This window comes from Qipengyuania citrea, from assembly GCF_009828015.1.
Taxonomy (GTDB): Bacteria; Pseudomonadota; Alphaproteobacteria; order Sphingomonadales; family Sphingomonadaceae; genus Qipengyuania; species Qipengyuania citrea.
Genome location: NZ_WTYG01000006.1, coordinates 1 through 25,123 on the forward strand (window position 1 = coordinate 1; position 25,123 = coordinate 25,123).

Below are 25,123 nucleotides of genomic sequence, written 5' to 3' on the forward strand. Positions count from 1 at the left end.
CGATAAGTCGGTTGTAGGCCCTCACCATGTCGCCATCTGCCGCTTCGAAGGTCGATGCTGGTGCATCGGTAATGTGGTGCAGATTGAGCGCATGGTCGAACCAGTACGCGCCCAGGTTGAAACCGTCTGGCACGAGGGTCGCGCGGTCGTCTTCGCCAGTCAAACAGAGCATGCAGCTCTCGATGTAGTGCATCCCCCCTCCCATCTGTGCGGCCAAGCCGATTTGCGGAACCGTCGGGCACTCTGCAGACTGATGAACCCAGATGAGCGGACGGCCGGTTGTCTGAACCCGGGAAGCGAACTGCATCAGGCCGAAAGCGTGTGGAGCCGACCCGCTCAGCATGATGTCCACCTTGTCTCGGAATTCAGTGAAGCGTCCGGGCCGGCCGCCCAGCAGGTGTGCAACGGCGGCGAGGTAGTTGGCGATGCGCTTCTGTTGTTCGATCTCAGTCATCTCAAGTCTCCATAGGCCGCGGGGATCGCGTGCCCTTTTCCGCTCTCTTCCAGAGAGCCACCTCCTTTCGTTCTAAAAAAGTCTACTCGCGCAGCCGCGTCCGCTTCGCGCCCCATCTTGGACATTCGATAACTCTGGTGGCTTGCCCAAAAACAGACATCGAGATCGTTGCGGGGTGCCGATTTAGATATCAAGGCTCACGCAAAGCAGGATCGTCTTGGTTTACATATGGGCAACCAAGATATCGAGTACCCGGCTCTACCCATTGCGAGAGGCGCAAAACAGCGAAGGGCAGCAGCAAACTACTCGATCGTATTCGGATAGCCATTCGCCACACTCGACTTTCAGTTGGCAACCGGAGGACTTCGTATTGCTATGGTTAGCAGCGCCATCGCAGCCTTCGTGACATGGTGGCACTAAAGAGTTCAGATCATAGTTGTTCGGAACCAATGCCATCGACCTTGTTTTTGTATGTCATGGCCGAGGCAAGGTTGGCGTTTTCCGCTGAACACGCTCTGTGCCCTTCAATGGAAACGTTTCTGGCTGGGAAGCTATGGAGGAAGCGAATGAGGACTTCGATGAAATCACTTTTACTAGGCTTTACCGGTGCGATGGCGCTTCCTGCTCTTGCGCAGGAAACCGCCGGAGCCACCGGAGTTCAGCGCAGACGATATCGCCACGCCTGACCGGGAGGCATTGGCTGAAGCCTACGCCGCGACGACCGGTGCGCCGAAGTCTAAGGCGATCGAGCAGCTCCGGCTGCAGGAGCAAGCGGTGAGCTGGGTGAACGATCTCGTCTCCTCCTCAGTGGGTGAGACGATCGTCGACGTAGAGATCCGCCATGCCCCAGGCTTCAAGGTGGTCGTCTTCTACGAGAACGGGTTCGAGCAGCAGAACGCAACTCGTGGGGCTCCGGTCGAACTTCGTCGATATCTGATATTCAGGTCCGCTAAGAAGGACAAGAACTCCGTCCAGACCGAGCGCCGTCAGATCGCTCAGGCCCTACGCACAGCGCGAATTCCCTTCGGTCTAGGATATGAACCGGAAAGCGAGCGCTTCATCGTGACCATTCCCGATGGATTTGACGAGCAATTGGTCCGGAACGCGCTACCGTCCGCCGTCGCTGCGAACGTGGAAATTAAAACCGGTGCGACTTCCGTGGATTCCGCGACGCTCTACGGCGGCTGGTTCTACGAGAAGAGCAACAGCGGCACACACTGCACGGCCGGCTGACCGATCCGAGACAGCGCTGGCAAAGAAGCTATCCTGACAGCAGGACATTGCCGGACGCCAAGCAATACGATGAATTTCTACTATCAGAACGCGGTCCTGTCCGAGGTGTCGGCATACGCCGACAGCAACAACGGTTGGCAGACCCTGGATTATGCGATGTATCGCCTGGGAACCCATGCGACCGCTCCCTACATCAACATCGAGAACGGAAGGACAGTGGAAGGGGAGTACGTCTCCGTGCCTGGTTACGCCACGAATTATTACCCGATTGACTATCCCAAGGAACCCGTGCGGGGACAGTTCATCTGCAAGATGGGTGTGAACACCGGTCTCACTTGTGGGCGGATCACCGAGCTCAACTACACCGATAGCGAATACAGCAACCTAGTCAGGATGAGCGAATCTGCTCAGCGCTACATCGGCTTGAGAGTCGACGGTGGAGGTCCGGTGTTCGCATTCCGTACATCGGATAACGCGGCCGTCCATCCTATTGGACTTGCGGTGAAGGCATCCGTCATTGAAACATATCGCGGGACCGAGAAGATCTCGGAGCGCCCATGTCGAAACACCTCCACCGTTGGGGCGAACAACACGACATGCCATGTTCTCTTCATGCGTCTTTCGACGATACGTGGCTACTCGCCTTACACGATCAACACCATCTCGGGATTCCGTGCGCCGTGAACGTTCGATCGCTCATGCTGGCAACGTTCGCGGTCTTGGCTGCGACGGGTTGCTCGAATTCGAGCTTCGAACTGAGGAATGACGGCGTCATTGTGTTCGATGGCAAAACTTCATCCTTGCGGAACATGGACGAGAGCACGGGAGTCTTCGTTCGTGAAGGTGGCTGTGTTCTATTCGAGTCGTCCGACGGGAGGCGGGTCGCTCCAGTTTTGTTCGAAGGTATCAGGTTCGGCGATCAGGACCTACCCGAAGAGGGACTTTTGGTATTAGGTCGGGAGTACCGGGTGCAGGCCTTGACTAGCGGCAGTCCATTACTCGAAGATGATAGCGCCGACCAACTCGCCGCGGAATGCGGCGCACCGTTGGCTTTTGCCGGCGCCGTATCCCCGATCGAAGATGGTTTCGACCCAAAATTACCCCCGACCCCGAAGGCGTTCCCATAAACGGGGACTGATGCGAAGTTGATTGCGTGCCTTGGAGGCCGAGGCGCGCAGAGCGGCCTCGTGTGGTTCGTTCATGCCTTGGAGCGGCGATCACTGGTCTGACTGTTCTGCTCTGCTCAATGAGGATCCCAATTGCGGACCGTCTGCATACGGCCCAAAACTGCCATTGCGGGGCCTCTTGTCGAATGACTGGAATTGGGCCGGTTATTGACCGTCCTCTTTTGGTGAGAAATCGGCTAAAGCCGCCGTCAAGCATCTGACTCTTAATCAGCGGGTCCTAGGTTCGAGCCCTAGTGCGTCCACCACATTTCCCGTATTCATCAATCAGATAATAAGCTTGCGAGATCGGGCTATAGAGAGCATTTTTGGGCTAGGTAGTTCTCTAGGTAGCAGCGCGCTAATTCGGCGCTGCAGTGCAGTGAGCGGTTCATGGCCTGCGCTCTGTCGAACTGGTCTTGAGCGAGTAGTCGGCTCACCTTCCCGCTAGCGGCGCACGCTGGGATGGCAGCTTGGAAACTCAGGCAGTGCGGTGTCGTGCTGACAGCTAGGCCGCCCGAGCGTCGATCCAGAGCGCCCGATGGACAAGAATAACGCCCCTGGCTGGATGCCCTGCCAGCTCGGATACGCCCGATAGACGGTAAGAACGGTCAGACGGTTATTCGTGGAGGCTAAGAGCAGATTGGGGCCAGGGGCGCGATAGTCCTGGTTCTCGAAGCGTCAGTCGCGCAGCACCCGCGCGATAGCGGTGTCGACACTGGTCCGATCACCGCACCGCTGAGCGCCTACCGTCGATCCGGTTTGCGCTCTGTTCCTTCGAGCGATAATATCGTCATCTGACGCTAAAGCATCTCGAGTGGACGGCGGTCGCGTGGCCTGGGAAATGCCGCGTCGAGTGTCGCAAACTGAGCGTCGGAAAGAACGATATCGGCGGCCGCGCGGTTCTCCCGCACATGTGCGACTGAACTCGCTTTCGGGATGGCGATGAGACCATCTTGCCGCAACGTCCACGCAAGCGCGACCTGCACCGGGGTTGCACCAACCTCGGCTGCAATTGTGGCGAGAGCGGGGTGCGTAGAAAGCCGTCCCTGTTCGACCGGACTATACGCCATAACCGGTATGTTATGCTCGGCGAGCCACGGCAGCAGGTCCAATTCCGGGCCTCGGCGGACGAGATTGTAGAGAATCTGATCGGTCACGCAGCCATCCCCGCCGGCAAAGACAAGCTCTTCCATATCGTCCGTATCGAGATTGCTGACACCCCAGTGCCGGATCTTTCCTGCCGATTTGAGCGCCTCCAATGCCTCCACTGTCTCAGCGAGCGGCACCGATCCCCGCCAGTGGAGCAGGTAGAGGTCGAGCCGGTCGGTGCCGAGCCGCTTCAGGCTCGCCTCGCACGCGCCGGCCAGGCGGGAGCGCGATGCGTTCTGCGGATATGCCTTGCTGACGAGGAACAACTCGTCGCGAACGCTGCCCAGCGCCTCAGATATCAGCGTTTCCGCCGCACCATCGCCGTACATTTCGGCCGTATCGATGAGCGTCATGCCCAGTTCGACACCGGCGCGTAACGCAGCGATCTCATCGGCTCGGCGCTCGGCACGTTCCCCCATCTTCCAGGTGCCTTGACCCATTGAAGGAACCACTTCCCCTCCCGGCAATGTCACGTGTTTCATATGCTTTCGTCCTATACATCCGATGGGCGGATAGAGGCGGATTGGCAGAAGACCACCATGTAACGATCATATCGCGGCCGGCCATCGATCCAGTGTCATTTTGGCGATGGAGAGCAGTTCGTTGAGCGTAGCGCCATCGCGCGCCTGAACGGACATGCCTTCCATGACCGTGTTGATGAATTTGCCCAGCACGGCCGGATCGGTGTTGGCCGCCAGCTCGCCCTGCGCGGCGCCGCGTTGCAGACGCTCGATCAGGAGGGCCTCCGCCGCGATACGCTTGTGGCGCAGCAGGCATTCGATGGCGGCGGACGCCGGCGAAACGGCTGCCGCTGCTGAATACATGAAGCAGCCGGCCGGCGTTCCAGGTTCCGAGAATGATGACGCCGCTCGTTCCAGCAGACCTTTGACGGCCTCGTAGGTGGACAACGCCGGATCGTTGATGGGTGCATAGAGGTGGACACTGAACGTCGCGGCGTAGCGCTCGATCACCGCCGCAAACAGCCCCGCCTTGTTGCCAAACGCTGCATAAAGGCTGGCAGCGGCGACGCCGGTCTCCGCCACCAGATCGGCCATCGATGTCGCCTCGTAGCCGCGCTGCCAGAACAGCCGCACCGCCTTGTCGAGCGCAGCGTCAGTGTCGAACACACGAGGGCGACCTGCGCGGCGACGGGCTTTCGTCTCTGTCATTTCTGGCGCACGATATAGAACGATCGATAAATAATATCTTGAAACTGGTGGTCCACCCGCTTACAGAACGATCGTTCAATAATCAAGGAGTCTCCAATGAGCCGCATTGTCCGTATCCACGAGTATGGCGACGTCAGCGTCCTCAGGATTGAAGATGTGGCAGTCCCCGCGCCCGCGGCCGATGAAGTGCAGATCGGGGTGAAGGCGATAGGCATAAACCGCGCCGAGGTGATGTTCCGCAACCATGCCTACCTTCAGGAAGCCGAGTTCCCGAGCCGCCTTGGCTATGAGGCTGCCGGCACTGTCGTTACGGTCGGCGCGGACGTGACCGGGTTTGCGGAAGGCGAAGCCGTCAGCGTTATTCCCCCGCTCGATATCGCGCGCTGGGGCACTTATGGCGAGGTCGCCAACGTGCCCGCCCGCCTCGTCGTCAAGCATCCGGCGGCGCTGTCGTTCGAGGAAGCGGCGGCCGTGTGGATGCAGTATGTCACCGCCTGGGGTGCGCTGGTGGAGCAGGCGAAACTCGGCGAGGGCGATTTCGTCATCGTCACTGCTGCCTCCAGCAGCGTCGGCCTTGCTGCCTTCCAGATTGCGCGGATGGTCGGCGCGACGGTAATCGCGACGACGCGTACCGGCGCCAAGCGCCAGGCCCTGATCGATGCCGGCGCACATCATGTCGTCGCGACCGGAGAAGAGGATCTGGTAGCGAGGGTGATGGAGATAACCGATGGTCAAGGTGCGCGCGTGGTGCTCGATCCGGTCGGAGGCCCGTCGTTCGAGCCGCTGACCGAGAGCATGGCGTGCGGCGGCATCCTGCTCCAATATGGCGCGCTCAGCGGCGAACCGACGCCGTTCCCGTTGTTCTCCGTGCTGAGCAAGAGCCTCACGCTCAAGGGTTATCTCTACAGTGAGATCGTCTCGGACGACGCCGCCCTCGATCGCGCCAAGGCGTTCATCGTGGCGGGTCTGGAATCGGGCGCGCTCAAGCCGCGGATCGCGCGCACTTTCCCGCTCGACGCCATCCAGGACGCGCACCGCTTCCTCGAATCGAACGAGCAGATCGGCAAGGTCGTCGTTACGGTCTGACCGGCATACCGGTGGGGGGAGTGAGCGATCGCGCCCCCCTTCCCCGACAGAGGATCGGACTTGCGGCGCCCGTGCCAAGGCTGCTCGTGGCGCATCCTTGAGAGCATGACCGGAACCTCGCCCGATCATAAAAACGCCCGGCTCTGTGCAGGATTGAAACTCCCCCCCTGTATAGTATGCTGGAGCGATTTCTCGGGAAAACGCGATGCCACATTCATCAGAGGACAAGAAGCGAGCCATCACACGCTTGCGGCGTATCAAGGGTCAGGCGGACGCTCTGGAACGCGCGATCGAAGCGGGGGCCGATTGCGCTCCCCTGCTGCAGCAAATTGTCGCCATGCGTGGTGCGACAAATGGACTGATGACAGAAGTGATGGAGAGTCATCTCAGGGAAACATTCGGTCCGGACGCAGATCGGGCCGTCGGAGGCGCAGGCGTCGATCACGATGACGGCGTGGATGGCGTAATGAAGATTCTGCGTACTTATCTTAAATGACAATTTCAGGCTCATTTTCTTGCCCGCACTCTCCCGAACTTAGAAGCCAGCCCCTGCTGCCTTCTCTAGTTTGAGATCCTCGTCAGGACACCTCTTGTATACTGGTAGGGAGTATGATAGAGATACTCCCTACCAGTATGAAAATGTCGTCGAATTTGCGACGACGCAACGACCTCCCACCAGCAATCAGTTTAACTCAACGAGGGTATCCCAACATGAAATCTCGCGCCGCTGTAGCCTTCGAGGCGGGCAAGCCACTCGAAGTCGTCGAGATCGATGTCGCTCCACCCCGGAAAGGCGAAGTCCTCATACGGGTGACGCACACCGGTGTGTGCCACACCGACGCGTACACGCTGGGGGGGAGTGATCCGGAGGGTGTTTTCCCGGTGGTTCTGGGCCACGAGGGCGCGGGTATCGTTGTCGAGGTCGGTGAAGGCGTCACCAGCGTCGAGCCGGGCGATCACGTGATTCCGCTCTACACCGCCGAGTGCGGCAAGTGCGACTTCTGCCTGTCGGGCAAGACCAACCTGTGCGTCGCTGTCCGAGAAACGCAGGGCAAGGGCTTGATGCCCGATGGGACCACCCGCTTTTCGTACAACGGTCAGCCCCTCTATCATTACATGGGCTGTTCAACCTTCAGTGAATATACTGTCGTCGCCGAAGTCTCGCTCGCCAAGATCAATCCCGAGGCAAACCCCGAACACGTCTGCCTGCTCGGCTGCGGCGTCACGACCGGCATCGGTGCAGTCCACAATACCGCCAAGGTCCAGCCCGGAGACTCGGTCGCCGTGTTCGGCCTGGGCGGGATCGGCCTCGCGGCGATTCAGGGTGCGCGCCAGGCGAAGGCGGGTCGCATCATCGCCATCGACACCAATCCGTCCAAGTTCGAGCTGGCACGCCGGTTCGGTGCGACCGAGTGCATCAACCCCAAGGACCACGACAAGCCCATCCAGGAAGTGCTGATCGAGATGACGGGCTGGGGCATCGATCATACCTTCGAATGCATCGGTAACGTGCACGTCATGCGCGCCGCGCTTGAATCAGCGCACCGTGGCTGGGGTCAGTCGATCGTGATTGGCGTTGCCGGCGCGGGCGAGGAAATCTCGACCCGCCCATTCCAGCTCGTCACGGGCCGCGTATGGAAGGGGTCCGCTTTCGGCGGCGTCAAGGGACGATCACAGCTCCCCGGCATGGTCGAGGACGCGATGAGAGGCGATATCGATCTGGCCCCGTTCGTTACCCACACGATGAGTTTGGAGGAGATCAACCAGGCCTTCGAACTGATGCACGAAGGCAAGTCGATCCGCACGGTCATTCACTACTGACCCGCCGATCCGAAACGGAGCGAGGCGCTCGGATCGACAACTCGGCCGTCATCATGGCCCGACCCCGGCTATGATGAAGCGCGCTCCGGCAAATGGGCAACGCGTCGAAATGCATTCATCTGTTACCCGACTGTGATGAACCACGGGCCGCACGGGCGTATAGGGCAGGAAGACTGAATTGAAGAGCAAGGATATTCACGCGACGACACCGTCCACCGATCATGGGCATACGGGGCCGCCCGCTTGCGTGCAGGTTCGCGGCGCGCGCCAGAACAACCTCAAAAATATTGACGTCGATGTACCGCGCGACGCCTTCGTGGTGTTCACCGGCATATCGGGCTCGGGCAAGTCATCGCTCGCGTTCGGCACCCTTTATGCCGAAGCCCAGCGGCGTTATCTTGAATCGGTTGCGCCCTATGCCCGTCGCCTGATCGACCAGGCCGGCGTGCCGGAGGTCGACGCGATCGACGGTTTGCCGCCTGCGGTCGCGTTGCAGCAGCAGCGCGGCTCGGCCAACGCGCGATCCTCCGTCGGCAGCGTGACGACGCTCTCCAGCCTTGTGCGGATGCTCTATTCGCGCGTCGGCGAATATCCGCGCCATCAGCCCATGCTCTATGCGGAGGATTTCTCCCCCAACACGGTCGCAGGGGCCTGCGCGACGTGCCACGGCATCGGCCGCGTATATGACGCGACCGAAGAGACGATGGTGCCTGACGACAGCCTCACCATTCGCGATCGGGCGATCGCCGCCTGGCCGGCCGCGTGGCATGGCCAGAACCTGCGCGATATCCTCGTTTCGCTCGGCTATGACGTCGATACGCCGTGGCGCGACCTGCCGAAAAAGGATCGCGACTGGATCCTCTTCACTGAAGAGGCGCCGACGGTGCCGGTCTATGCGGGCCTGACGCCCGAACAGACCCGGACGGCGCTCAAGCGCGGCATGGAACCGAGCTACCAGGGCACCTTCACCGGCGCGCGCCGCTATGTGCTGGAAACCTTCGCCAACACTAAAAGCGCGCTGATGAAGAAGCGCGTCTCGCAATATATCATCGGCCGCGATTGCCCGACCTGCGACGGCAAGCGCCTGAAGCGCGAAGCCCTGTCGGTCAAATTCGCCGGCCTCGACATTGCCGAGTTCGGCGACCTGACGGTGCTAAAGCTGAAGGACTTGCTGATGCCCGTCGCGCATGGCGCGTATGGGGCGGTTTCCGCCCCCTCAAAGGGCCATGTTCTGGAAGAAGCGGCCCGCGAAGCAGCGGTCGAACAACGGGTTGCGGCGGGCGGCTCTGCGCACAAGAGCGCGCCCGACGTACGCCGTACGCCCAATCTCTCCGACGAGAAGCGGATCGCCGCCAAACGCCTTGCCTGCGAATTGATCGAGCGGCTAGAGCCGCTGATCGATCTTGGGCTTGGCTACATTTCGCTCGACCGCAGCACGCCGACGCTCTCCTCCGGAGAGCTGCAGCGCTTGCGGCTCGCCACCCAATTGTCGTCACAGCTTTTCGGCGTGGTCTATGTGCTTGACGAGCCTTCGGCAGGGTTACACCCGGCAGATGGCGAAGCCTTGCTCACCATCCTCGAGCGTCTCAAGGCGGCGGGCAACTCCCTGTTCGTCGTCGAACATGATCTCGACGTGATCCGCCGCGCGGATTGGCTCGTCGATGTCGGGCCAGGAGCCGGGGAAAAGGGCGGTGAAGTCCTCTACAGCGGGCCGATAGAGGGGCTTGCCGACGTCGAGACTTCGATCACCCGCCGCTACCTGTTCGCAAAGCCGCTCCGCAGCGAGCGCACACCGCGCGATCCCAAGGCATGGCTACGCCTGGAAGGAATCAGGCGGAACAATCTCCATGGTCTCGACGTCGAGTTTCCCATCGGCTGCTTCACCGCTGTCACCGGCGTTTCGGGATCGGGCAAATCCAGTCTTGTCAGTCAGGCGCTGCCCGAGCTCGTCACGGAACACCTCGGCGGCTCCCCCGTGGCCGAGGAGGAGGATATCGATCCGCTGCTCGATGTTGCGCAGAACGACACTGAAGGACGCATTGTCGCAGGCATGGAGCATGTTCGCAGGCTGGTGCGGGTCGATCAGAAACCGATCGGCCGCACGCCGCGCTCGAACCTATCCACCTACAGCGGCATGTTCGACCATGTGCGACGGATCTTCGCTGATACGCCGCTCGCCCGCCGGCGGCACTACAGCCCGGGGAGGTTCTCGTTCAACGTCGCGCAAGGCCGCTGCCCTGTGTGCGAGGGCGAGGGATACGTCATGGTGGAGCTGCTGTTCCTGCCGAGCGTTTTTGCCCCGTGCTCGACCTGTCATGGCTCTCGCTACAACCCGCAAACGCTCGAAGTCGAATGGAACGGGCGCAATATCGCCCAGGTGCTCGAACTGACGGTCGACGATGCGTGCGATTTCTTCGCTGGCGAGGCATCGGTGATGCGCTCCCTCGACGTGTTGCGGGAGATCGGTCTTGGCTATCTGAAGCTCGGTCAGCCGGCGACCGAGCTGTCTGGCGGGGAGGCGCAGCGCATCAAGCTGGCGACTGAACTGCAACGCGCTCAACGCGGCAACACGATCTACATCCTCGACGAGCCAACTTCGGGGCTTCACCCCTCCGATGGCGACCGGCTGATGCAACACCTGCAGGGCCTGGTAGACGCCGGCAATACCGTCGTAGTCGTCGAACATGACGTGCGCGCCATCACACAGGTGGACTGGATCATCGACCTGGGACCGGGGGCCGGGGAAGATGGGGGCCGTATCGTTGCCAGCGGCGTCCCTGGCGTCGTTGCGGAAGCGGAAGGCAGTCTCACCGCCCGCTATCTCAAGGCGGCACTATAGGTCGTAAATCTGGCCGAACGCACGTTCGATCAGGTGCATCTCAACCACACGTTGGAATGGGTCGCATCTGGAAGCGAGAGCCGGCGATGTGTCACCGCGGTTGACGCGGCTTAAGGGTTTGGGTGCCCGTCAGGTGCGCCGTGTTCGTCTGATACACGACGTGGCGGACGGCCAATCTCCGGCCATCCGCTACGCCTGCTTTGTGCGGACCTTCCCCAAGGAGCGGGCCCTCACATGGTTCGTCCAAACGCCCCGTCTTAATCCCTTGCTGCGATTTCCTCAACGAGTTTGGCACAGAAGGCGGGCAAATCATCGGGATCGCGGCTGGTAACAAGGCCGTTGTCGACCACGACTTCCTCATTGGTCCATGTACCGCCGGCGTTCTCGATATCGACCTTCAGCGTCGGGTAGGACGTCAAGTTGCGACCTTCAACCACGCCCGCCTCGATCAATGTCCAGGGTGCATGGCATATGGCCGCAACAGGTTTTTTCTGATCGAAGAAAGCCCGGATGAAACCAATTGCCTCGGCGCTGCCGCGCAGTTTGTCGGCACCGACCGTCCCTCCGGGCACAACAAGTCCGTCGAAGTCGTCGGCTTTGACCTCCGAAAACGTCTTGTCGATAGGATAGCTGCCGCCCTCGTCAAGGTCACTATTGACTGTGCGAGCCACGCCCGCCTCAAAACTGACCACGGTCACTTTGCCGCCAGCCTCCTCGATAGCTTGCTTGGGCTTCGAGAATTCTGGTTCTTCCGTCCCGCGGGGTGCGATCAGAATGGCAACTGATTTGCCTTCCAAAGTCATAATTGATTTCCTATTCCGTCGAAGACTAAGGTCAGGCGCCCGGCTTGAGCAAGACCTTCGTCCAACCATCATCGCGCTCGTCGAAATGCTTGTAGGCGTCTGGTGCCTGATCAAGCGGCAGCCGGTGCGAGATGATTTGGGCAGGATTGGCCCGGCCATGCTCGATAAGGCTCATCAGCCGCCGGTTATAATGCTTCACATTACATTGTCCGGTGCCGATCTTCTGACCCTTGAACCAAAAGTTGCCGAAGTCGAACGCAATCTTGCCTTCCTTCTGGAGATCGTCGGGCGCGTTCGGGTCTTCCGGCACGAACACGCCGACGACGCCGATTCCGCCGGTGGCCTTCGTGCTTTTGACGAGGCAGTTCATCGTGTAATTGCTGCGCTCCTTGCCGTGGCGATCGCAACACTGGTATCCGACCGCCTCGACCCCCCGGTCGGTCCCGAGGCCGCCGGTCGCGTCAAGAATCTGCTGGGCGGGATCGCCCTTCCGCATGTCGATCGGAATGGCGCCCATCGCCTCGGCCAGCTTGAGACGGTCATCGTGAGAATCGACCACGAAGATCTGAGAGGCACCGCGGATTTCGGCTGAATGCGCGGCCATCAAACCGACCGGACCGGCGCCGTAGATCGCGATGCTTTCGCCAGGCAGGAAACCTGACAGTTCGACGCCATGCCAACCCGTCGGGAAGATGTCGGAAAGCATGACATAGTCATCCTCCTTCTCCTCAGCGTCCTCGGGCAGCCTCAGACAATTGAAGTCCGCATAAGGAACGCGCAGCAACTCGGCCTGACCGCCTTGCCACGGACCCATCTCGGCAAAGCCATACGCTGCGCCGGCGGTTCCGGGGTTGGTCGTGAGGCAAAACGCCGTCAGACCGCGTTCGCAATTTTCGCAGAACCCGCAACCCACGTTGAACGGCATACAGACGCGATCGCCCGTCTTGATCTGATCTACGGCAGCGCCAACCTCGATGACTTCGCCAAGGTTTTCGTGACCAAAAACCCTGCCCTTCTCGAAGCTGGTACGGCCATCGTACATGTGAAGGTCAGACCCGCAAATGTTGGTGGTGGTCACCCGAATGATCACATCGGTCGGTTTCTCGATCTTGGGATCATCGACGGTTTCCACGGAAACGTTTTTGGGTCCGTTGTATACGACAGCTTTCATAGACTTTTCCTTTCGTAGCGCTGCTCAAGACGTCATCAAGGCCAGCGTTTGCTGATGATCCGGTCCAGCGCAACGACGGAGGACGTCGCACCCATTCCAAGTGATCTCAGTTTCCTGAACCTTCTGCTACCTGAGAGGTTCCTTCCCGGAGGGCCATTCTCGGATCGATTCACGGCTGTTTTCTGAAGACTGGGCCAGAACGGGCGAATAACGCGCCAAGTTGATGTGCCCAAGAATCTCCCGCGAACAAATCGTGCCGCTACATCGCGCCACGTCAACGGCGCTTGATCAGTAAATTCAGAGGTGTGATAAGCGCAAAAGACAAGGCCATCCACTATCGCGGATGGCCTGTCGTATTCATTTACTCATTTCTCGGTTCGGCCGGGGCATCCATTCGGGATGGAGACACGAGCCTTACACTGCAGCCAAACGGCAGCTTAGGGTGCCGACCGCTCCGCTATTTCGCGGCCAGCAGGGTGAACTTGTGAATCTGCGGCGGTTCGGAAAACAGTTCGTCTGCCTTGTCCATCAGTGCGGCGGCAACCTTGCCGTCAAGATGGGCCTGGCGATCATCCTCTGTGTCGAACGTATCGAAGATCGCGTACGCACCGGGACCTTCCTCGATCGCATACCAGGTCAGAGTGCCCGGCTCAGCTTGAACGAGCGGCAATGCCGAGGTGAGGAAATCGGCGACATCGCGCTCTTTTCCGGGCTTGGCCTTCAGTGGTACATACAGGGCAAGTTTGGGCATAAAAGACTCCTCAAGTGAAACGGACAGATATTATTCGGCAAACTAACGGACGAGCAGACCGGTACGTTCCCCATGAGGCGGAGCACACGCGGCCCCGCCTCCTCGTCGAAATCAGAACTCCTGTGCGGTCGGCCGGATGACGATCGCGTTGACATCGACGTCATCAGGTTGTTCGACAGCGAACGCGATAGCACGCGCCACCGATGCCGCCGGAATGGCCTGCTTGTAGAAGTCCAGCACCGTCTCGGCAGCCGTGCCGGATGTCGTGAACTTCAGATCGCTTTCGACAGCTCCAGGCTCGATTGACGTGACCCGGACCTTTTCCCCCACCTCATGGCGCAAGCCCTCGCTGATCGCGCTGACGGCGAACTTGGTGCCGGAGTAGACCGTGCCGCCCGGTGCGAAGACCTTGATGCCCGCAACCGAGCTCAAATTGATGATGTGACCGCTGCCCTGCTCGAGAAAACCGGGAAGGGCGGCCGCGATGCCGTACAGCGTACCCTTCAGATTGACGTCGATCATCTGGTCCCATTCGTCGGTGTTGACCTCCGCCATCGGACGGATCGGCATCAGCCCGGCGTTGTTGATCAGCACGTCGAGGCGGCCGAAGTCGGCAATGATTGCGGCGACGACGGACTGGACCGCCGATTTGTCGGTCACGTCCAGCGCGTAGCTACGTGCCGCGCCGCCAATAGCGGTGATGTCCGCGACGACCTCGTCGAGCCTGTCCTTGCGCCGCGCGGCGATGGCCACCTTCGCGCCGCGGTCCGCGAGAAGGCGCGCAGTTTCCGCGCCGATGCCGCTGCTGCCTCCGGTAATGAGAACGACCTTGCCTTCGATACCCTTTGTCATGATTGTATTCCTTCAAGTCAGTTGTTGATTCTTCGCCGGATCGCGGCCCCGCGCGAGCCCGCCCGGCCTGATGGGATCACTGTGAGCGCAAGAGGACGGGCCCGGCGCCCACCCGGATGCGGAGCAGCTCGTAAGGCTTGCGGCGCAAATCCCGCCCGCCGTGGAAGCCGGGTTGGCGGTGGAGCTGGTTGGCGGTGAAGTAGAGATAGCACTCGGTGCCGATCGACAGTGTGTCGGGCCAGCTGATGCGGGGGTCGCTGACCACCGTCGTCCAGCGGCCCCGGTCGAGCACGCGGATCGCGTTGTTCTCGTAATCGCTGGCGAACACGCGGCCCCGGTCGTCTTCGGCAATCCCGTCCGAAGCGCCTTTGCGCCCCAGGCTGCGTACCGCGCGGGCCAGTTCCTCCTCGGTCACCGCAGGATCGCGCAGCATGGCCGTGGGCACCGCATGGAGCGTGCGGCCCGACAGCGGCCCGTAGTAGAGCAGGCTGCCGTCGGCGCTGAGCCCGATTGCGTCGCTGGCGATCGCGATCGGCGTCGCGGGTCCATCGGCCGGGCGGTTCATGAGCACCGCGCCGTCGACGACCGGGGTGAAGCCGGGCTCGGGATTGGTCGTCGCATGGTTGGACAGGCGCCGGATCGCACGCCCGCTGGCGATATCGACGACGATGATGCCGCCGACACCGGCGTTGCTGCTGTCGGTGATGTAGGCGACGCCCTCGGCGCCCTTACGCAGATCGAAGCGCACGTCGTTGAGGTAGGTCGTGGGCAGCACCACGCTGGGCGGCAGGACGATCGTCTTCACCACCCGGTCGGTCGCAAGGTCGATTGCCACCAGCTTTGCACCGCCGGCCTGTGGTTGAGAGAATTTGGGCGCGGCCGTGTCGAGCACCCAGAGGCGGTTGGCGCCGTCGGCCACCACGCTCTGCACCGAGATGAAATGCCCCGCCGGGTCGGCCGGATCGGGCCGGTTGGTCGCGGCATCGGGATAGGGCACCGCCTTGCCGTCGACCAGCTCGGCAACCGTGAACGGCGCGTTGTCGCCCCATTGCGGGAAGTTCACAAAGATGCGCCCGTTGGGAGCGACGGTCACGCCCGTCGGCATCGCGCCATCGAAGGTCGCAACCTGTTCGATTTGCGGCGCGGGTGCACCGTCGCGAGTGGTCGCGCAGGCGGCAAGCGAGAGGGCAGCGCCCGCGGCAAGAAGCAGTTTGGCGGAGGTCTTCATAAGGTCAGTTCCTTGAGGATGCGGCCCGCTTCTTGGGGTTCGGACCGGAGATATTGCGGGGGCGCCTTGACCGATGCACCAAGCGCGGCGGCGGCGTGCCAGGGCCAGCGCGGATCCCACAGCGCAGCGCGCGCTATCGCTATGGCGTCGGCATGCCGGTCTTCGAGGATGCGCTCCGCCTGGTGCGGATCGGTGATCATTCCGACCGCTACGACAGGCATGGCGACCGCGTCCTTGACCGTCCGCGCCAGCGGCACCTGATAGCCGGGGCCGACAGGGATCTGCTGGCGCGGGTCGAGGCCGCCGCCGGAGACGTGGATTGCCGAACAACCGCGCCGCTCCAGCTGCTGTGCAAACAATGCGGTTTCCTCCGCCGTCCAGCCGCCTTCAACCCAGTCGGTCCCGGAAACGCGGACGGTCACCGGGCGGTCGGCCGGAAATGCTTCGCGCACGGCATCGAACACTTCGAGCGGGAACCGCATCCGGTTGTCGAGGCTGCCGCCGTAGTCGTCGCCGCGCCGGTTGGAGATCGGCGAAAGAAACTCGTGGAGCAGATAGCCATGCGCGGCGTGGATCTGGATGGCTTCGATGCCGAGCCTGCCGGCGCGCCGGGCGGCATCCGCGAACGCCTCCCGGATGCGGGCAAGCCCTGACTCGTCCAGTTCGACAGGGGGATGGTCGTCCGGAGCGAATGGGATGGCGCCGGGTGCCACGGTCTGCCAGCCATTCTCCGCATCGGGGGCGATCTGCGTTCCGCCGTGCCACGGCTTGGCGCAGCTCGCCTTGCGGCCGGCATGGGCCAGCTGGATGATCAGCGGCATGTCCGACCAACGGCGCACACTTTCGAGCACGCTTCGCATCGCGGCTTCAGTCGGGTCGTCGTACAGGCCAACGTCGCCGTAGGTGATGCGCCCTTCCGGGCTGACAGCGGTCGCCTCTATCGTCAGCGCGCCTGCGCCCGACAGCGCCAACTGGCCGAGATGCATCCGGTGCCAGTCGTTCATCGCGCCGTCTTCGGCCGAATACTGGCACATCGGCGCGATGACGATGCGGTTGGCGAGCCGGAGCCCCGCGACCTCGAGCGGTTCGAACAGGCGCGCCATCACCATGCGCCCGTGTTGGGCATAGAGGCCCAGGGTTCGGCCGAAGCCTTGTGTTCGCCCTTCTGGAGCAATTCGATCGAGATCCCGTCGGGCGAGCGAACGAACGCCATGTATCCGTCGCGCGGGGGGCGATTGATGGTCACACCGCCCGCCTGCAGCCGCGCGCACGTCTCATAGATGTCGTTGACCCCGTAGGCGAGGTGGCCGAAGTTTCGGCCACCGGTATAAGTCTCCGCAGCGCTGCCATCCTCGGGCGGCCAGTTGTACGTCAGCTCGACCTCGGCATCGCCCTGCTCGCCGTCGCCGCGGAAATCCTCGTCAGCGGCAAGGTAGATCAGCGTGTAACGCCCCGCCTGGTTCTCCATGCGCCGGGTCTCCTTGAGACCCAGCAGCGTGAAGAACCGGACCGCCGCCTCGGGATCGGCGACGCGGATCATGGTGTGAAGATAGCGCATGGTCAGGCCACCTTGTCCTTGAGGGCGTCCATCACGAGCTCCGCAGTGCGCGCCGCGCTGGCGGGGTTTTGCCCGGTCACCAGATTGCCGTCGCGCAGGGCGAAGGGGGCAAAGTCAGGGCCGCCCTCGTGCTTGGCGCCCAACTCCTTGAGGCGCGTTTCGAGCAGGAACGGCACCGCCTGATCTAGGCCGACCGCGCGTTCCTCGCTGTCGGTGAAGCCCGCGACACGGCGGCCGGCGACGATGGGCGTGCCGTCGGCCTTCTTCGCCGAGACCAGCCCTGCCGGCCCATGGCAGACGGCGGCAACGATCTTGCCCTCGCGGTCGAAGCGTTCGACCAGGCGCGCCAGATCCTCGCTACCGGGGTAATCGAACATGGTGCCATGGCCGCCGGGCAGGAACAGCGCGTCGTAGCCGGCGGGATCGATGCTGGTGAACACCGGGGTGCCGGCAACCTCGGCCTTTAGCGCGTCGTCTTTCAGATAGCGCTCGACCGAAGCGTCGTTTTCGCCGTCGGCGTTGACGCTGCGCTGGTCCACGGGGATGGCGCCGCCCTCGATCGAAGCCAGCGTCACCTCGGCGCCCGCGTCGCGGAAGGCGTAATAGGGGGTGGTGAGCTCCTCGATCCACACACCCGTTGGTTCGGTGCCGGGGGTCATGCGGTCGGCGGAGGTGGCCACCATGAGAATGCGGGTCATCGTCAGCTGTCCTTTTCGGGTCATGTCGGGAACACCCGCGAACGCACCCGCCGGCGCCGCGCCCACCACAGAGGCAGCGGTGAGCGCTTTCATCAACTGGCGGCGATCTTGCATTCGAGCGTTCCTCTCGGCGGCCTAGATACGCAGGGAACGGCATCAGGAAATGCAGCGGGATTGGCGGGCGGCCATAATTCTGCTTATGGAACCGGAATGTCCCTCCTGCAGTTGCGCACCTTCGTTGAAGTCTACCGCCGTCGTTCACTGAGCGAGGCGGCCCGGGCAATCGGCATCACCCAACCGGCGGCGTCGCAGCACATCGCATCGCTCGAGGCGCAACTGGGCCGTCCCCTGTTCGACCGCCATTCGCGGGGTGTGCGACCGACCGCGATGGCCGACGACCTCGCGGCTTCCATCGGGAGCAGCCTCGACACGGCGGAATCGGCTCTGGCCAGCGCGCGGGCCCGCTCGTCCCGCATTTCCGGCACGGTCCACATCGCCGCGCCGTCCGACCTGCTGGGCGAAATGATCACGCCCCGGCTGGCCCCGCTGCTGGATGCGGGGCTTGACCTGCGCCTGCATATCGGCGGGCGCGAGGCGCTCTATGCCTTGCTGCTCGAAGACAAGGTGCACCTGGCCGTCACCGCCTCGCAACCCGAAGATGCGCGGTTGGCCTTTCATGTGCTGGGCGAAGAGCACCTGCGCGCCGTAGCCTCGCCCGCCGTGGCTATGCGGATTGCCGAATTGCCGCTTGCCGACGGGCTCAACCGGACGGCCCACCTCGCCTACGATCTTGACCGGCCGCTGCTGCGGACCTGGCTCGAGGCAAACCAGATCGAGCTGACCAGCCAGCCAGGCTTGACCGCGCCCGATCTGCGGGTGCTACGGTCGGGATTGCGCGCGGGCCTCGGCTGGACGGTGCTGCCCGGCTATCTCACCCGCAGCGAACGCGCTTCGTGCACGCTGATCGAGATCCCCGCCCCGATCACGGTGCCGCGCAACGCTTACTACCTCGTCTGGGCACGCTCATCGCTGCGACACCCGCGCGTGGCCATGGCTCGGGACGCCCTGATTGCTGCACTCCGAACATAATTGTGGCCACGCCTGTTGGGCCGTGAGCGCAATGTCGGGTCTGAACCAGTTGAGCGCTTGCGGAACGAATGGCGGCTTTCGGGTTCGTCAGCGACAAGGCCGAACGGCCGGATGGAGGGCGCAAAGCCGCCTATTATGGAGAGCCTCTGGCGTTGCCAAACGCCGGTCCAAGCCTCGTATCGCGGCTTCCACACCGAGAGCAACGCAGGCGGCCTTCAAGCGCAGACATCTGCTTTGACCAACCGCGCATTTGACAAAGCAACACGATGCTGAGTGGATTGAGCAAAGCAATCCTGCGGCAACGGCGACAGTCCACCCGCAGCACGTAGCCGTGGCGCGAGTAATCGGCGATCGTATCGAGACGCTTCGAACTCATGGCTTTCGCCGCACTGACCAGACCAGGGCAGCACAGGCAGTGATGATGCAAGCTATAGCGGCGAGCATTGGCGGGCTTAGAACGATCATGGAAATCTCCGACTCAATGGGCACCATGTTCCATATTTGTTCCAAGTAGGAAAATTCTGTCTTTCAAGCTAGAGTGGACAAATGTTTTCGATTGCTGCCGCGCTCGCTGTTTGTGCCCCTGGCCCACGTGATCACTGCGTCCACGATGGCGATACAGTTTGGCTTGAAGGTGAGAAAATCCGGATCGCCGACATCGATACGCCAGAGCTAATCGGCGCGTGCGAATACGAGAGGGCGCTGGCCCTGCGGGCCAGGAACAGGCTCATTCAGCTCTTGAATGCCGGCGCCTTCGAGATCGCCCGTACCGGCCAGGATCGCTACGGTCGCACGCTCGCTACCCTACATCGTTCAGGCCGTTCTATTGGTGCTCAATTAGTCGCAGAGGGTCTCGCTCGAACCTGGTCCGGCCGACGCGAGCCGTGGTGTCCCGGTGGCCAAGCGTAGCCGCGCAGGCCTCGGAACTACGCTGGAGTTCTTTGTGCTCCTGAGCCTTCACCTCGCTGCAGTGGGCGTAGGGCTGGCTTGGTGGTTCAACTAGAGGCTTCTGCGCAGTTCGAACTTCCTGCTTATACCGCGGCGTCGAGCGGGCTTCCTAATTAGACGCGGGCACAAGAATTCGTAAGAGCTCGCAGGGCTGTCGCCGTGGTGTTCGACATCGGGACACTGTGCAGAACACCTAGGTGGTGAAGCGTGATCACCGTGCTTACCTTATAGAGGAACGGCAGATCATCCAGTGTGAAATGCGACCCCGCGCTGTGAGGCTAGCCTCTTCGGTGATCTGTCGTTTCACCGCCCGACAGAACTGCGCATACGCGAGGTTCAGCGCCAGCAAGCGGTGCCTTAAGTCAGCGCCAGTAGTCCGTTCCGCGAAAGAAAAGAGTAATTCATTCTCGCGCGCCGAGAGCCGGCGCGTCGACCTAACCAATGGAGGAAGTGATCGGCTGTGAGGCCGAGGAGATGATGAAAATAGGGGGAAGCCGCCCTCGGCCAGAACGGCTTCTTTCCAAGGAAGATAGAATATGAATCTGGTCACACTCAAACGCCCGGTGATGGGCGAACCACTGCTCCCGCAAACAGCACACAGAACGCGCAGTCGCCTAGGAGCACTCGTCGAAGCCTGCGGCGTGTCGGTGCGAGGAGGCGAGCCTCTCGACGAGCAGCTCAATCAGGGGGTAGTTACCTCTCTGGCAGCGAACTTGGCGCTCGCCGCAACCTCGTGCGATCGTCCGCTGCTTTATCCTGAATGCGAGCTCATGGCGCAGATCACGGGTATGGATCTCATCCTGCTTCGCTTTGATGCCTTGCACGGCGCCTCGTTCGATGTGTTGTTGAATGAGGCTAGCGAATGGCTGAACCATTATGTCGCTTGGCGGCTCGACCTCAGCAGTCTGTGGCTTATCCCGTGCGCTGGCTCAGGCCCCTATTTTCGCCTGAGTTCCGATGGGCTCGAACCGTGCGAACTGCCCCCGTTCGAGACAGGCTACCAGCGTTACGCCGGCATAATGCGAGCGGCCGAGAAACCCTCCTTCGAAGGGGGATACTGAGCATGGCTACTTCACCAGCAAAGAAACGCAGCGCAGCCAAGAAGTCACCTGCTCCGGGGAAGCTCAACTCGTTCCTGCATGACGTGCGCGAAGAGCATCCGGACTTCGCATTCACGCGGTACTGGTACCAGGAGACGAGAGACCGCGAAGGCATCTCCAGTTGGATCGATCGCAAGGTGCGCTTGGGCGATGATCCGAAGTTTGGCCAAGCCACGAAAGTGGAAGTCCTGCTGCCTCCAACAGCGCCTGCTGATTACGTCGACCTCGCTTTCCTGACCCGACGGTTCGATGAAGCGCTGCCGACCTTCGAGAAGCACGCCATGATCCAGACCAAGATCTACCTCGACTCGAACGAGGCATGGCACCACGCTTATGAAAGGGTTCGCGCATTTGCGCGGTCGCACTTCGCTAATCGGTTCCCTGTAATCTTGATCGGCCATGTGCCGAGCTGCGCGGGGCTACACGGCAATGGGAGCCATGTGCACGTTGTCGTGCTTCCGCGAGGGCTCACGCTCAATGGCCTCACCGAGGTCGATGCGCGCCTTTGCTCCGATAAGGGTTACGCTAGTGCGCTCGATGCATGGCGTGAGCACAAGACTGCGTGGAGTAGCGCAGCATGAGGACTTCAAGCACAAGTGAAGCGTCTCATGTAGCTGCAACCCGTCTGGCTGCACGAGGAGCTGACGTCCAGCAGATGCAGGCTACCGTCGATCTGGCGAGGCAGATGTTGGCTGCGCGACAGAGCGAACCCCTTCAAACTGACGCCGCGCGTACTGGTTCGGTGGAACCCGATGGCTCCGCGGCAGAAACTCCCCAGCCGCCGCCAAAGCATAAAGTGTTCCTAGCAACAGTTAGTGAGCTGGTTCAAGGCCAGGGACACACTCTCATTTCGCGGCGGGCTTGGCCCGCCGCGAAAGCTACTTCCGTGGTCAGCTTGCGCGTGACTGGGGTTCGGTACTGGCGAAGGGTGCCGATATCCAATGCGGGCTCAGCACGTTTCCGTTCGCCGACCTGATGATGCCAGACCCAGTTCGCAGTCTGCTCGAGCGATCGGAAAGCGGCACCGATGCTTCGGCCTCGCTGCATTATACCTGTCGATTACTCGGGGAATTCTGACCGGCCATGCCGCGGGTTGAAGGCACACCCCGATAAGGAGTATATCTCGCGTTGGGGACCGCTGTGCTAAGTCCGCTTTGCGCCCCATTGTCGGACGTTCAAGCTCTCTCAAAAAATACCTGAAAGCGGATAGGCAGCTTCGCCCTGTATGCGGACCGCCGATGTCCAACTATGAGGCGGAAAGTTTCTAGGGTCCGCACTCATTAGATCCACCATGAAGGCAGCGATGGCGATCATTGCCATGAAGGTCTTGATATTCTGATCGAAGCGGGTGGCCACACTGAGACAGTCCTTGAAGCGGCAATACTTGCGCTCGACCACGTTGCGCTGGCGTCAGCTTTGCCGATCGTGCTCGGGATCCACCGTGCGATTGCACTTGGCGGGGATGACCGGCCTGGTGCCGCGCTCGATCAGCTTGGAGCGCCCTAATGCATCAGGCGCTTAGTTGGCCGTCGGGACGAAGCCAGTTAGCAACGAAATCTGCCGCGGTTAGAGGCTTCGAAATATGCCAGCCCTGGCCGACGTCGCAGCCGAACTCCTTGAGAATATCGAGACAGCGCTGGTCTTCGATTCCTTCCCCGACCACGCGCAGCCCCAGTGCCTGCGCCATCTGGATCGTCGAGCCGACCATGATGCGGTTGGCAGAATCGTGCTCGATCGTCCGCACGAAGGATTGGTCGATCTTAATCTCGGCTGCGGGAAGTCGCTGCAAGTAGCTCATCGTCGACTGGCCGGTGCCGTAGTCGTCGATCGATATCGCTATCCCGGCTGCCTTGATGCGCTCCAGCGCCTCGATCGACTGCTCGATTTCTGCAAGCGCGGCGGATTCGGTGATCTCGAAAACCACGCATGAATTCTCGATTGGAGCTTCATCCACGGCAAGGATGGCCTTTTCGACGAAGCGCGCGTCGGTCAGCAACTTGGCAGAGATATTGACCGAGCAATGCAGATCCGGATCGCTGGCGTGCCATTCCGCTAGGTCGATCAGGGCCGACTTGATGATATGAAGGGTGAACGTGCCGATCTTGCCCGAAGCCTCGAGGATCGGGACGAACGTCGCGGCGCTGATGTCGCCCCTTTCGGAGTGGGTCCAGCGTGCAAGTGCCTCGACCCCATCGAGACGGTCCCGCGCAAGGTCCCACTTGGGTTGGTAAGCAAGCCAGACATCGCCGCACTCAAGCGCCGTTTCCAAATCGGCAAGAAGCTCGACCTTCTGCTCGGTCTCGCTCAACATCTCGCCGTCGTGCCAGGACCATTGCCGGCCATCCCGGGCAACACGCAGGGCGACATTCTTCGCACCCTCAATGGATTCCCGGCCGATGCTAAATCCGAACTCGACCGTCATGCGCTGCGAGCCGACCAGCACTGGCGAGCGGAACAGGGCAAGGATCGACTGAAAGTAATCGTCGAGACCATCGCGATAACCGTCGTCCATCGACCAGGCGAAATAGCCCCCCCCAGATGGTAGACGCGCTCGTCCTGAGCGACCAGAGCCAAGCGGCGGGCGATGTTCTCGAACATGTCGCGACGGCCTTTGTAGGGAACGATTTCGAGAAGGTCGCCGAAATCGTGCACCTTGCCGATGATGAACTGACTTCCGCTGCGTCCTGCGACGAAGGCCTCGAAAGCCGCCTCGTTGGGAAGACCACTCGCCGGATCGATGAATTTGGTGGTGCGCAGCGCATTTTGCGTGCGAAGCGCCCTTCCGGCCAGCAAAAACAATCCTAGGAAGACGAAGGCCGCCAAGTTGGAGAAGGTGCCGAGCTTGAGGGACTGCACCAGCATTCGAAGGCCAACAAGGCCCATGACCATCGCTATTGCGGCAAGTGCCAGGCCGTTCGAGCGTCCCTTCATGCGCAAGCCAACAAACAGCATCAGAAGGGCGGTCAGGACGAAGGAGGGGATATAGCCGAAATTGTTGAAATCGGTGCCGTGCATCAGCGTTTCAGCCGCCAGCGCCTGGATGACGACGCCCGGCACCACTGAGTGGCGGCTCGTTGTATAACGATCACCCAACTCGATCGCGGTCGCACCAACGATGACCTTCTTGCCTCTGAGCTGCGCCAAGAAATCGTCGGGCGCCTCCAGGACGGAAGAAAAGCTGTAGGCCGGGATGGTTGCCGGATTGATCGATTGATCGATCGCAAATTGCGTGTCGACTTCACCGGATGCACCCGCGATCAAGCTCGCGAGCGATGGGCGAGGGAGCCCGCCTGTGACAGTGCCATAGCTATAGGAGTCGAGCCTGCCCTGCGAATCGGGATGAACGTTGACAGAGCCCAGGAAAGCGGACCTTGAAAACATTTCGAGCGGCAGGCTTTCGGCATAGCCGCCATCCGCCCACGTCGCGCGCTGCTTGAAAGTGGGTAGAACGACTGTCGCCGAAGCCTCCGCCAGCGCACGCGCGAATAGATGGTCCTGTCCAGGCGTCGATGGAGAGGAGAAGTCGACGTCAAAAGCGATCAGTTCAACCCCTGCCTGGGACAGGCGGGTCACGAGCCGGGCGTAAATTTCGCGCTGCCAAGGCCAGGCTTCGAGCGCTTGTAGAGATGCGCTGTCGATCTCCACTATCGCCAGATCGCCCGTAGCCCGCTTTTCGAGCACACTCGACTGGAGATTACGCGCTTGGCGCTCCACCCCCTCGCCAATCCCCGTCGCGAAAACCAGCCAAGCACCGGCAAACGCGATCACCCATGCCCACAGGACGTCATAATCTCTGCCGGCCCGCGGAGAATGCCCCTCCATCTGCTGTCTCTCGCCTCCGAACCTAAAAGAAGGCGCTACAGCCAAGCCCTGTAGGTTTGGTTAACCCACGAAAAGCGTATCGAAGTGGAGCGCGCGCATCAGTCGGCGTTGGGATTGCCGCCGCCGTTACCGTTGCCGCCGCCATTGCCATTGCCGCCACCGTTGCCACCGCCGTTGCCATTGCCG

Annotated in this window: 26 protein-coding genes; 12 read left to right on the forward strand and 14 right to left on the reverse strand. The window is 61.5% G+C overall.

Annotated features, from left to right (window positions below; all coding sequences use genetic code 11):
- On the reverse strand, window positions 1-454 hold a 454-nt coding region (locus tag GRI55_RS13890; protein ID WP_160767575.1), incomplete at its 3' end, for a hypothetical protein.
- Window positions 455-1,060: 606 nt separating this feature from the next.
- Between GRI55_RS13890 and GRI55_RS13895 the strand changes: the two genes are divergently transcribed.
- The 3 genes from GRI55_RS13895 to GRI55_RS13905 all read left to right on the forward strand — a co-directional run bounded on the left by GRI55_RS13895 (window position 1,061) and on the right by GRI55_RS13905 (window position 2,814).
- Window positions 1,061-1,687, forward strand: coding sequence for a hypothetical protein (locus tag GRI55_RS13895; RefSeq protein ID WP_063510718.1), 627 nt, complete (start codon window positions 1,061-1,063; stop codon window positions 1,685-1,687).
- 69 nt (window positions 1,688-1,756) lie between these two features.
- On the forward strand, window positions 1,757-2,371 hold the full coding sequence (locus tag GRI55_RS13900) for a chymotrypsin family serine protease (RefSeq protein WP_063510717.1): 615 nt from the start codon (window positions 1,757-1,759) through the stop codon (window positions 2,369-2,371).
- Window positions 2,372-2,385: 14 nt separating this feature from the next.
- The gene (locus GRI55_RS13905; RefSeq protein ID WP_063510716.1) at window positions 2,386-2,814 is read left to right on the forward strand and encodes a hypothetical protein; all 429 of its coding nucleotides are present in this window, start codon (window positions 2,386-2,388) and stop codon (window positions 2,812-2,814) included.
- 839 nt (window positions 2,815-3,653) lie between these two features.
- Here GRI55_RS13905 and GRI55_RS13910 read toward each other — a convergent pair.
- Both GRI55_RS13910 and GRI55_RS13915 read right to left on the reverse strand, forming a co-directional pair.
- Window positions 3,654-4,484 (reverse strand): aldo/keto reductase, encoded by an 831-nt coding sequence (locus tag GRI55_RS13910; protein ID WP_197462371.1) that lies wholly within the window; start codon window positions 4,482-4,484, stop codon window positions 3,654-3,656.
- Between the two features lie 66 nt (window positions 4,485-4,550).
- A complete protein-coding gene (locus GRI55_RS13915) occupies window positions 4,551-5,129 on the reverse strand; it encodes a TetR/AcrR family transcriptional regulator (RefSeq protein ID WP_234000648.1) in 579 nt (192 codons plus the stop codon).
- Between the two features lie 138 nt (window positions 5,130-5,267).
- Between GRI55_RS13915 and GRI55_RS13920 the strand changes: the two genes are divergently transcribed.
- The 4 genes from GRI55_RS13920 (at window position 5,268) to GRI55_RS13935 (ending at window position 10,917) form a co-directional block, all read left to right on the forward strand.
- Entirely contained in the window at window positions 5,268-6,257 is a 990-nt protein-coding gene (locus tag GRI55_RS13920; protein WP_063510713.1) for a zinc-dependent alcohol dehydrogenase family protein, read from the forward strand.
- Window positions 6,258-6,462: 205 nt separating this feature from the next.
- Window positions 6,463-6,753, forward strand: a complete 291-nt coding sequence (locus GRI55_RS13925; protein WP_082835545.1) for a metal-sensing transcriptional repressor — start codon at window positions 6,463-6,465, stop codon at window positions 6,751-6,753.
- 215 nt (window positions 6,754-6,968) lie between these two features.
- Window positions 6,969-8,078: an S-(hydroxymethyl)glutathione dehydrogenase/class III alcohol dehydrogenase gene (locus GRI55_RS13930; protein WP_063510711.1), complete on the forward strand. Its 1,110-nt coding sequence runs from the start codon at window positions 6,969-6,971 to the stop codon at window positions 8,076-8,078.
- Window positions 8,079-8,256: 178 nt separating this feature from the next.
- Window positions 8,257-10,917, forward strand: a complete 2,661-nt coding sequence (locus GRI55_RS13935; protein ID WP_202392522.1) for an excinuclease ABC subunit UvrA — start codon at window positions 8,257-8,259, stop codon at window positions 10,915-10,917.
- A 257-nt stretch (window positions 10,918-11,174) separates the two neighbouring features.
- On the opposite strand, the gene GRI55_RS13940 is transcribed toward GRI55_RS13935, so the two are convergent.
- The 8 genes from GRI55_RS13940 to GRI55_RS13975 all read right to left on the reverse strand — a co-directional run bounded on the left by GRI55_RS13940 (window position 11,175) and on the right by GRI55_RS13975 (window position 18,092).
- Window positions 11,175-11,720, reverse strand: a complete 546-nt coding sequence (locus GRI55_RS13940) for a type 1 glutamine amidotransferase domain-containing protein (RefSeq protein ID WP_063510709.1) — start codon at window positions 11,718-11,720, stop codon at window positions 11,175-11,177.
- A 31-nt stretch (window positions 11,721-11,751) separates the two neighbouring features.
- A complete protein-coding gene (locus GRI55_RS13945; protein WP_063510708.1) occupies window positions 11,752-12,891 on the reverse strand; it encodes a glutathione-independent formaldehyde dehydrogenase in 1,140 nt (379 codons plus the stop codon).
- Between the two features lie 457 nt (window positions 12,892-13,348).
- On the reverse strand, window positions 13,349-13,642 hold the full coding sequence (locus GRI55_RS13950) for a putative quinol monooxygenase (protein WP_037473339.1): 294 nt from the start codon (window positions 13,640-13,642) through the stop codon (window positions 13,349-13,351).
- Window positions 13,643-13,753: 111 nt separating this feature from the next.
- Window positions 13,754-14,494 (reverse strand): SDR family oxidoreductase, encoded by a 741-nt coding sequence (locus tag GRI55_RS13955; RefSeq protein ID WP_063510707.1) that lies wholly within the window; start codon window positions 14,492-14,494, stop codon window positions 13,754-13,756.
- A gap of 76 nt (window positions 14,495-14,570) precedes the next feature.
- Window positions 14,571-15,722, reverse strand: a complete 1,152-nt coding sequence (locus tag GRI55_RS13960) for an L-dopachrome tautomerase-related protein (protein WP_160767577.1) — start codon at window positions 15,720-15,722, stop codon at window positions 14,571-14,573.
- Window positions 15,719-16,825, reverse strand: coding sequence for an NADH:flavin oxidoreductase/NADH oxidase (locus GRI55_RS13965; protein ID WP_369795352.1), 1,107 nt, complete (start codon window positions 16,823-16,825; stop codon window positions 15,719-15,721). The genes GRI55_RS13960 and GRI55_RS13965 overlap by 4 nt, the downstream gene beginning before the upstream one ends.
- On the reverse strand, window positions 16,825-17,280 hold the full coding sequence (locus GRI55_RS13970) for a VOC family protein (RefSeq protein ID WP_063510704.1): 456 nt from the start codon (window positions 17,278-17,280) through the stop codon (window positions 16,825-16,827). The genes GRI55_RS13965 and GRI55_RS13970 overlap by 1 nt, the downstream gene beginning before the upstream one ends.
- A gap of 2 nt (window positions 17,281-17,282) precedes the next feature.
- Entirely contained in the window at window positions 17,283-18,092 is an 810-nt protein-coding gene (locus GRI55_RS13975) for a type 1 glutamine amidotransferase domain-containing protein (protein WP_234000646.1), read from the reverse strand.
- Window positions 18,093-18,188: 96 nt separating this feature from the next.
- Between GRI55_RS13975 and GRI55_RS13980 the strand changes: the two genes are divergently transcribed.
- The 5 genes from GRI55_RS13980 to GRI55_RS14000 all read left to right on the forward strand — a co-directional run bounded on the left by GRI55_RS13980 (window position 18,189) and on the right by GRI55_RS14000 (window position 22,192).
- Window positions 18,189-19,067, forward strand: a complete 879-nt coding sequence (locus tag GRI55_RS13980; protein ID WP_063510703.1) for a LysR family transcriptional regulator — start codon at window positions 18,189-18,191, stop codon at window positions 19,065-19,067.
- A 546-nt stretch (window positions 19,068-19,613) separates the two neighbouring features.
- Complete coding sequence (locus GRI55_RS13985; protein WP_082835632.1) at window positions 19,614-19,976, forward strand: thermonuclease family protein; 363 nt, start codon at window positions 19,614-19,616, stop codon at window positions 19,974-19,976.
- A gap of 575 nt (window positions 19,977-20,551) precedes the next feature.
- Window positions 20,552-21,076, forward strand: a complete 525-nt coding sequence (locus tag GRI55_RS13990; RefSeq protein ID WP_063510702.1) for a hypothetical protein — start codon at window positions 20,552-20,554, stop codon at window positions 21,074-21,076.
- Between the two features lie 2 nt (window positions 21,077-21,078).
- Complete coding sequence (locus GRI55_RS13995; RefSeq protein WP_046903481.1) at window positions 21,079-21,696, forward strand: hypothetical protein; 618 nt, start codon at window positions 21,079-21,081, stop codon at window positions 21,694-21,696.
- A gap of 280 nt (window positions 21,697-21,976) precedes the next feature.
- Window positions 21,977-22,192, forward strand: a complete 216-nt coding sequence (locus GRI55_RS14000) for a hypothetical protein (RefSeq protein WP_046903482.1) — start codon at window positions 21,977-21,979, stop codon at window positions 22,190-22,192.
- A gap of 108 nt (window positions 22,193-22,300) precedes the next feature.
- Here GRI55_RS14000 and GRI55_RS14005 read toward each other — a convergent pair whose 3' ends face one another.
- The 3 genes from GRI55_RS14005 to GRI55_RS14015 all read right to left on the reverse strand — a co-directional run bounded on the left by GRI55_RS14005 (window position 22,301) and on the right by GRI55_RS14015 (window position 24,937).
- Window positions 22,301-22,471, reverse strand: a complete 171-nt coding sequence (locus GRI55_RS14005; RefSeq protein ID WP_234000644.1) for a hypothetical protein — start codon at window positions 22,469-22,471, stop codon at window positions 22,301-22,303.
- Window positions 22,472-22,625: 154 nt separating this feature from the next.
- A complete protein-coding gene (locus GRI55_RS14010) occupies window positions 22,626-23,627 on the reverse strand; it encodes an EAL domain-containing protein (RefSeq protein ID WP_160767578.1) in 1,002 nt (333 codons plus the stop codon).
- Window positions 23,534-24,937: a CHASE2 domain-containing protein gene (locus tag GRI55_RS14015; protein ID WP_160767579.1), complete on the reverse strand. Its 1,404-nt coding sequence runs from the start codon at window positions 24,935-24,937 to the stop codon at window positions 23,534-23,536. The genes GRI55_RS14010 and GRI55_RS14015 overlap by 94 nt, the downstream gene beginning before the upstream one ends.
- Window positions 24,938-25,123 lie beyond the last annotated feature (186 nt).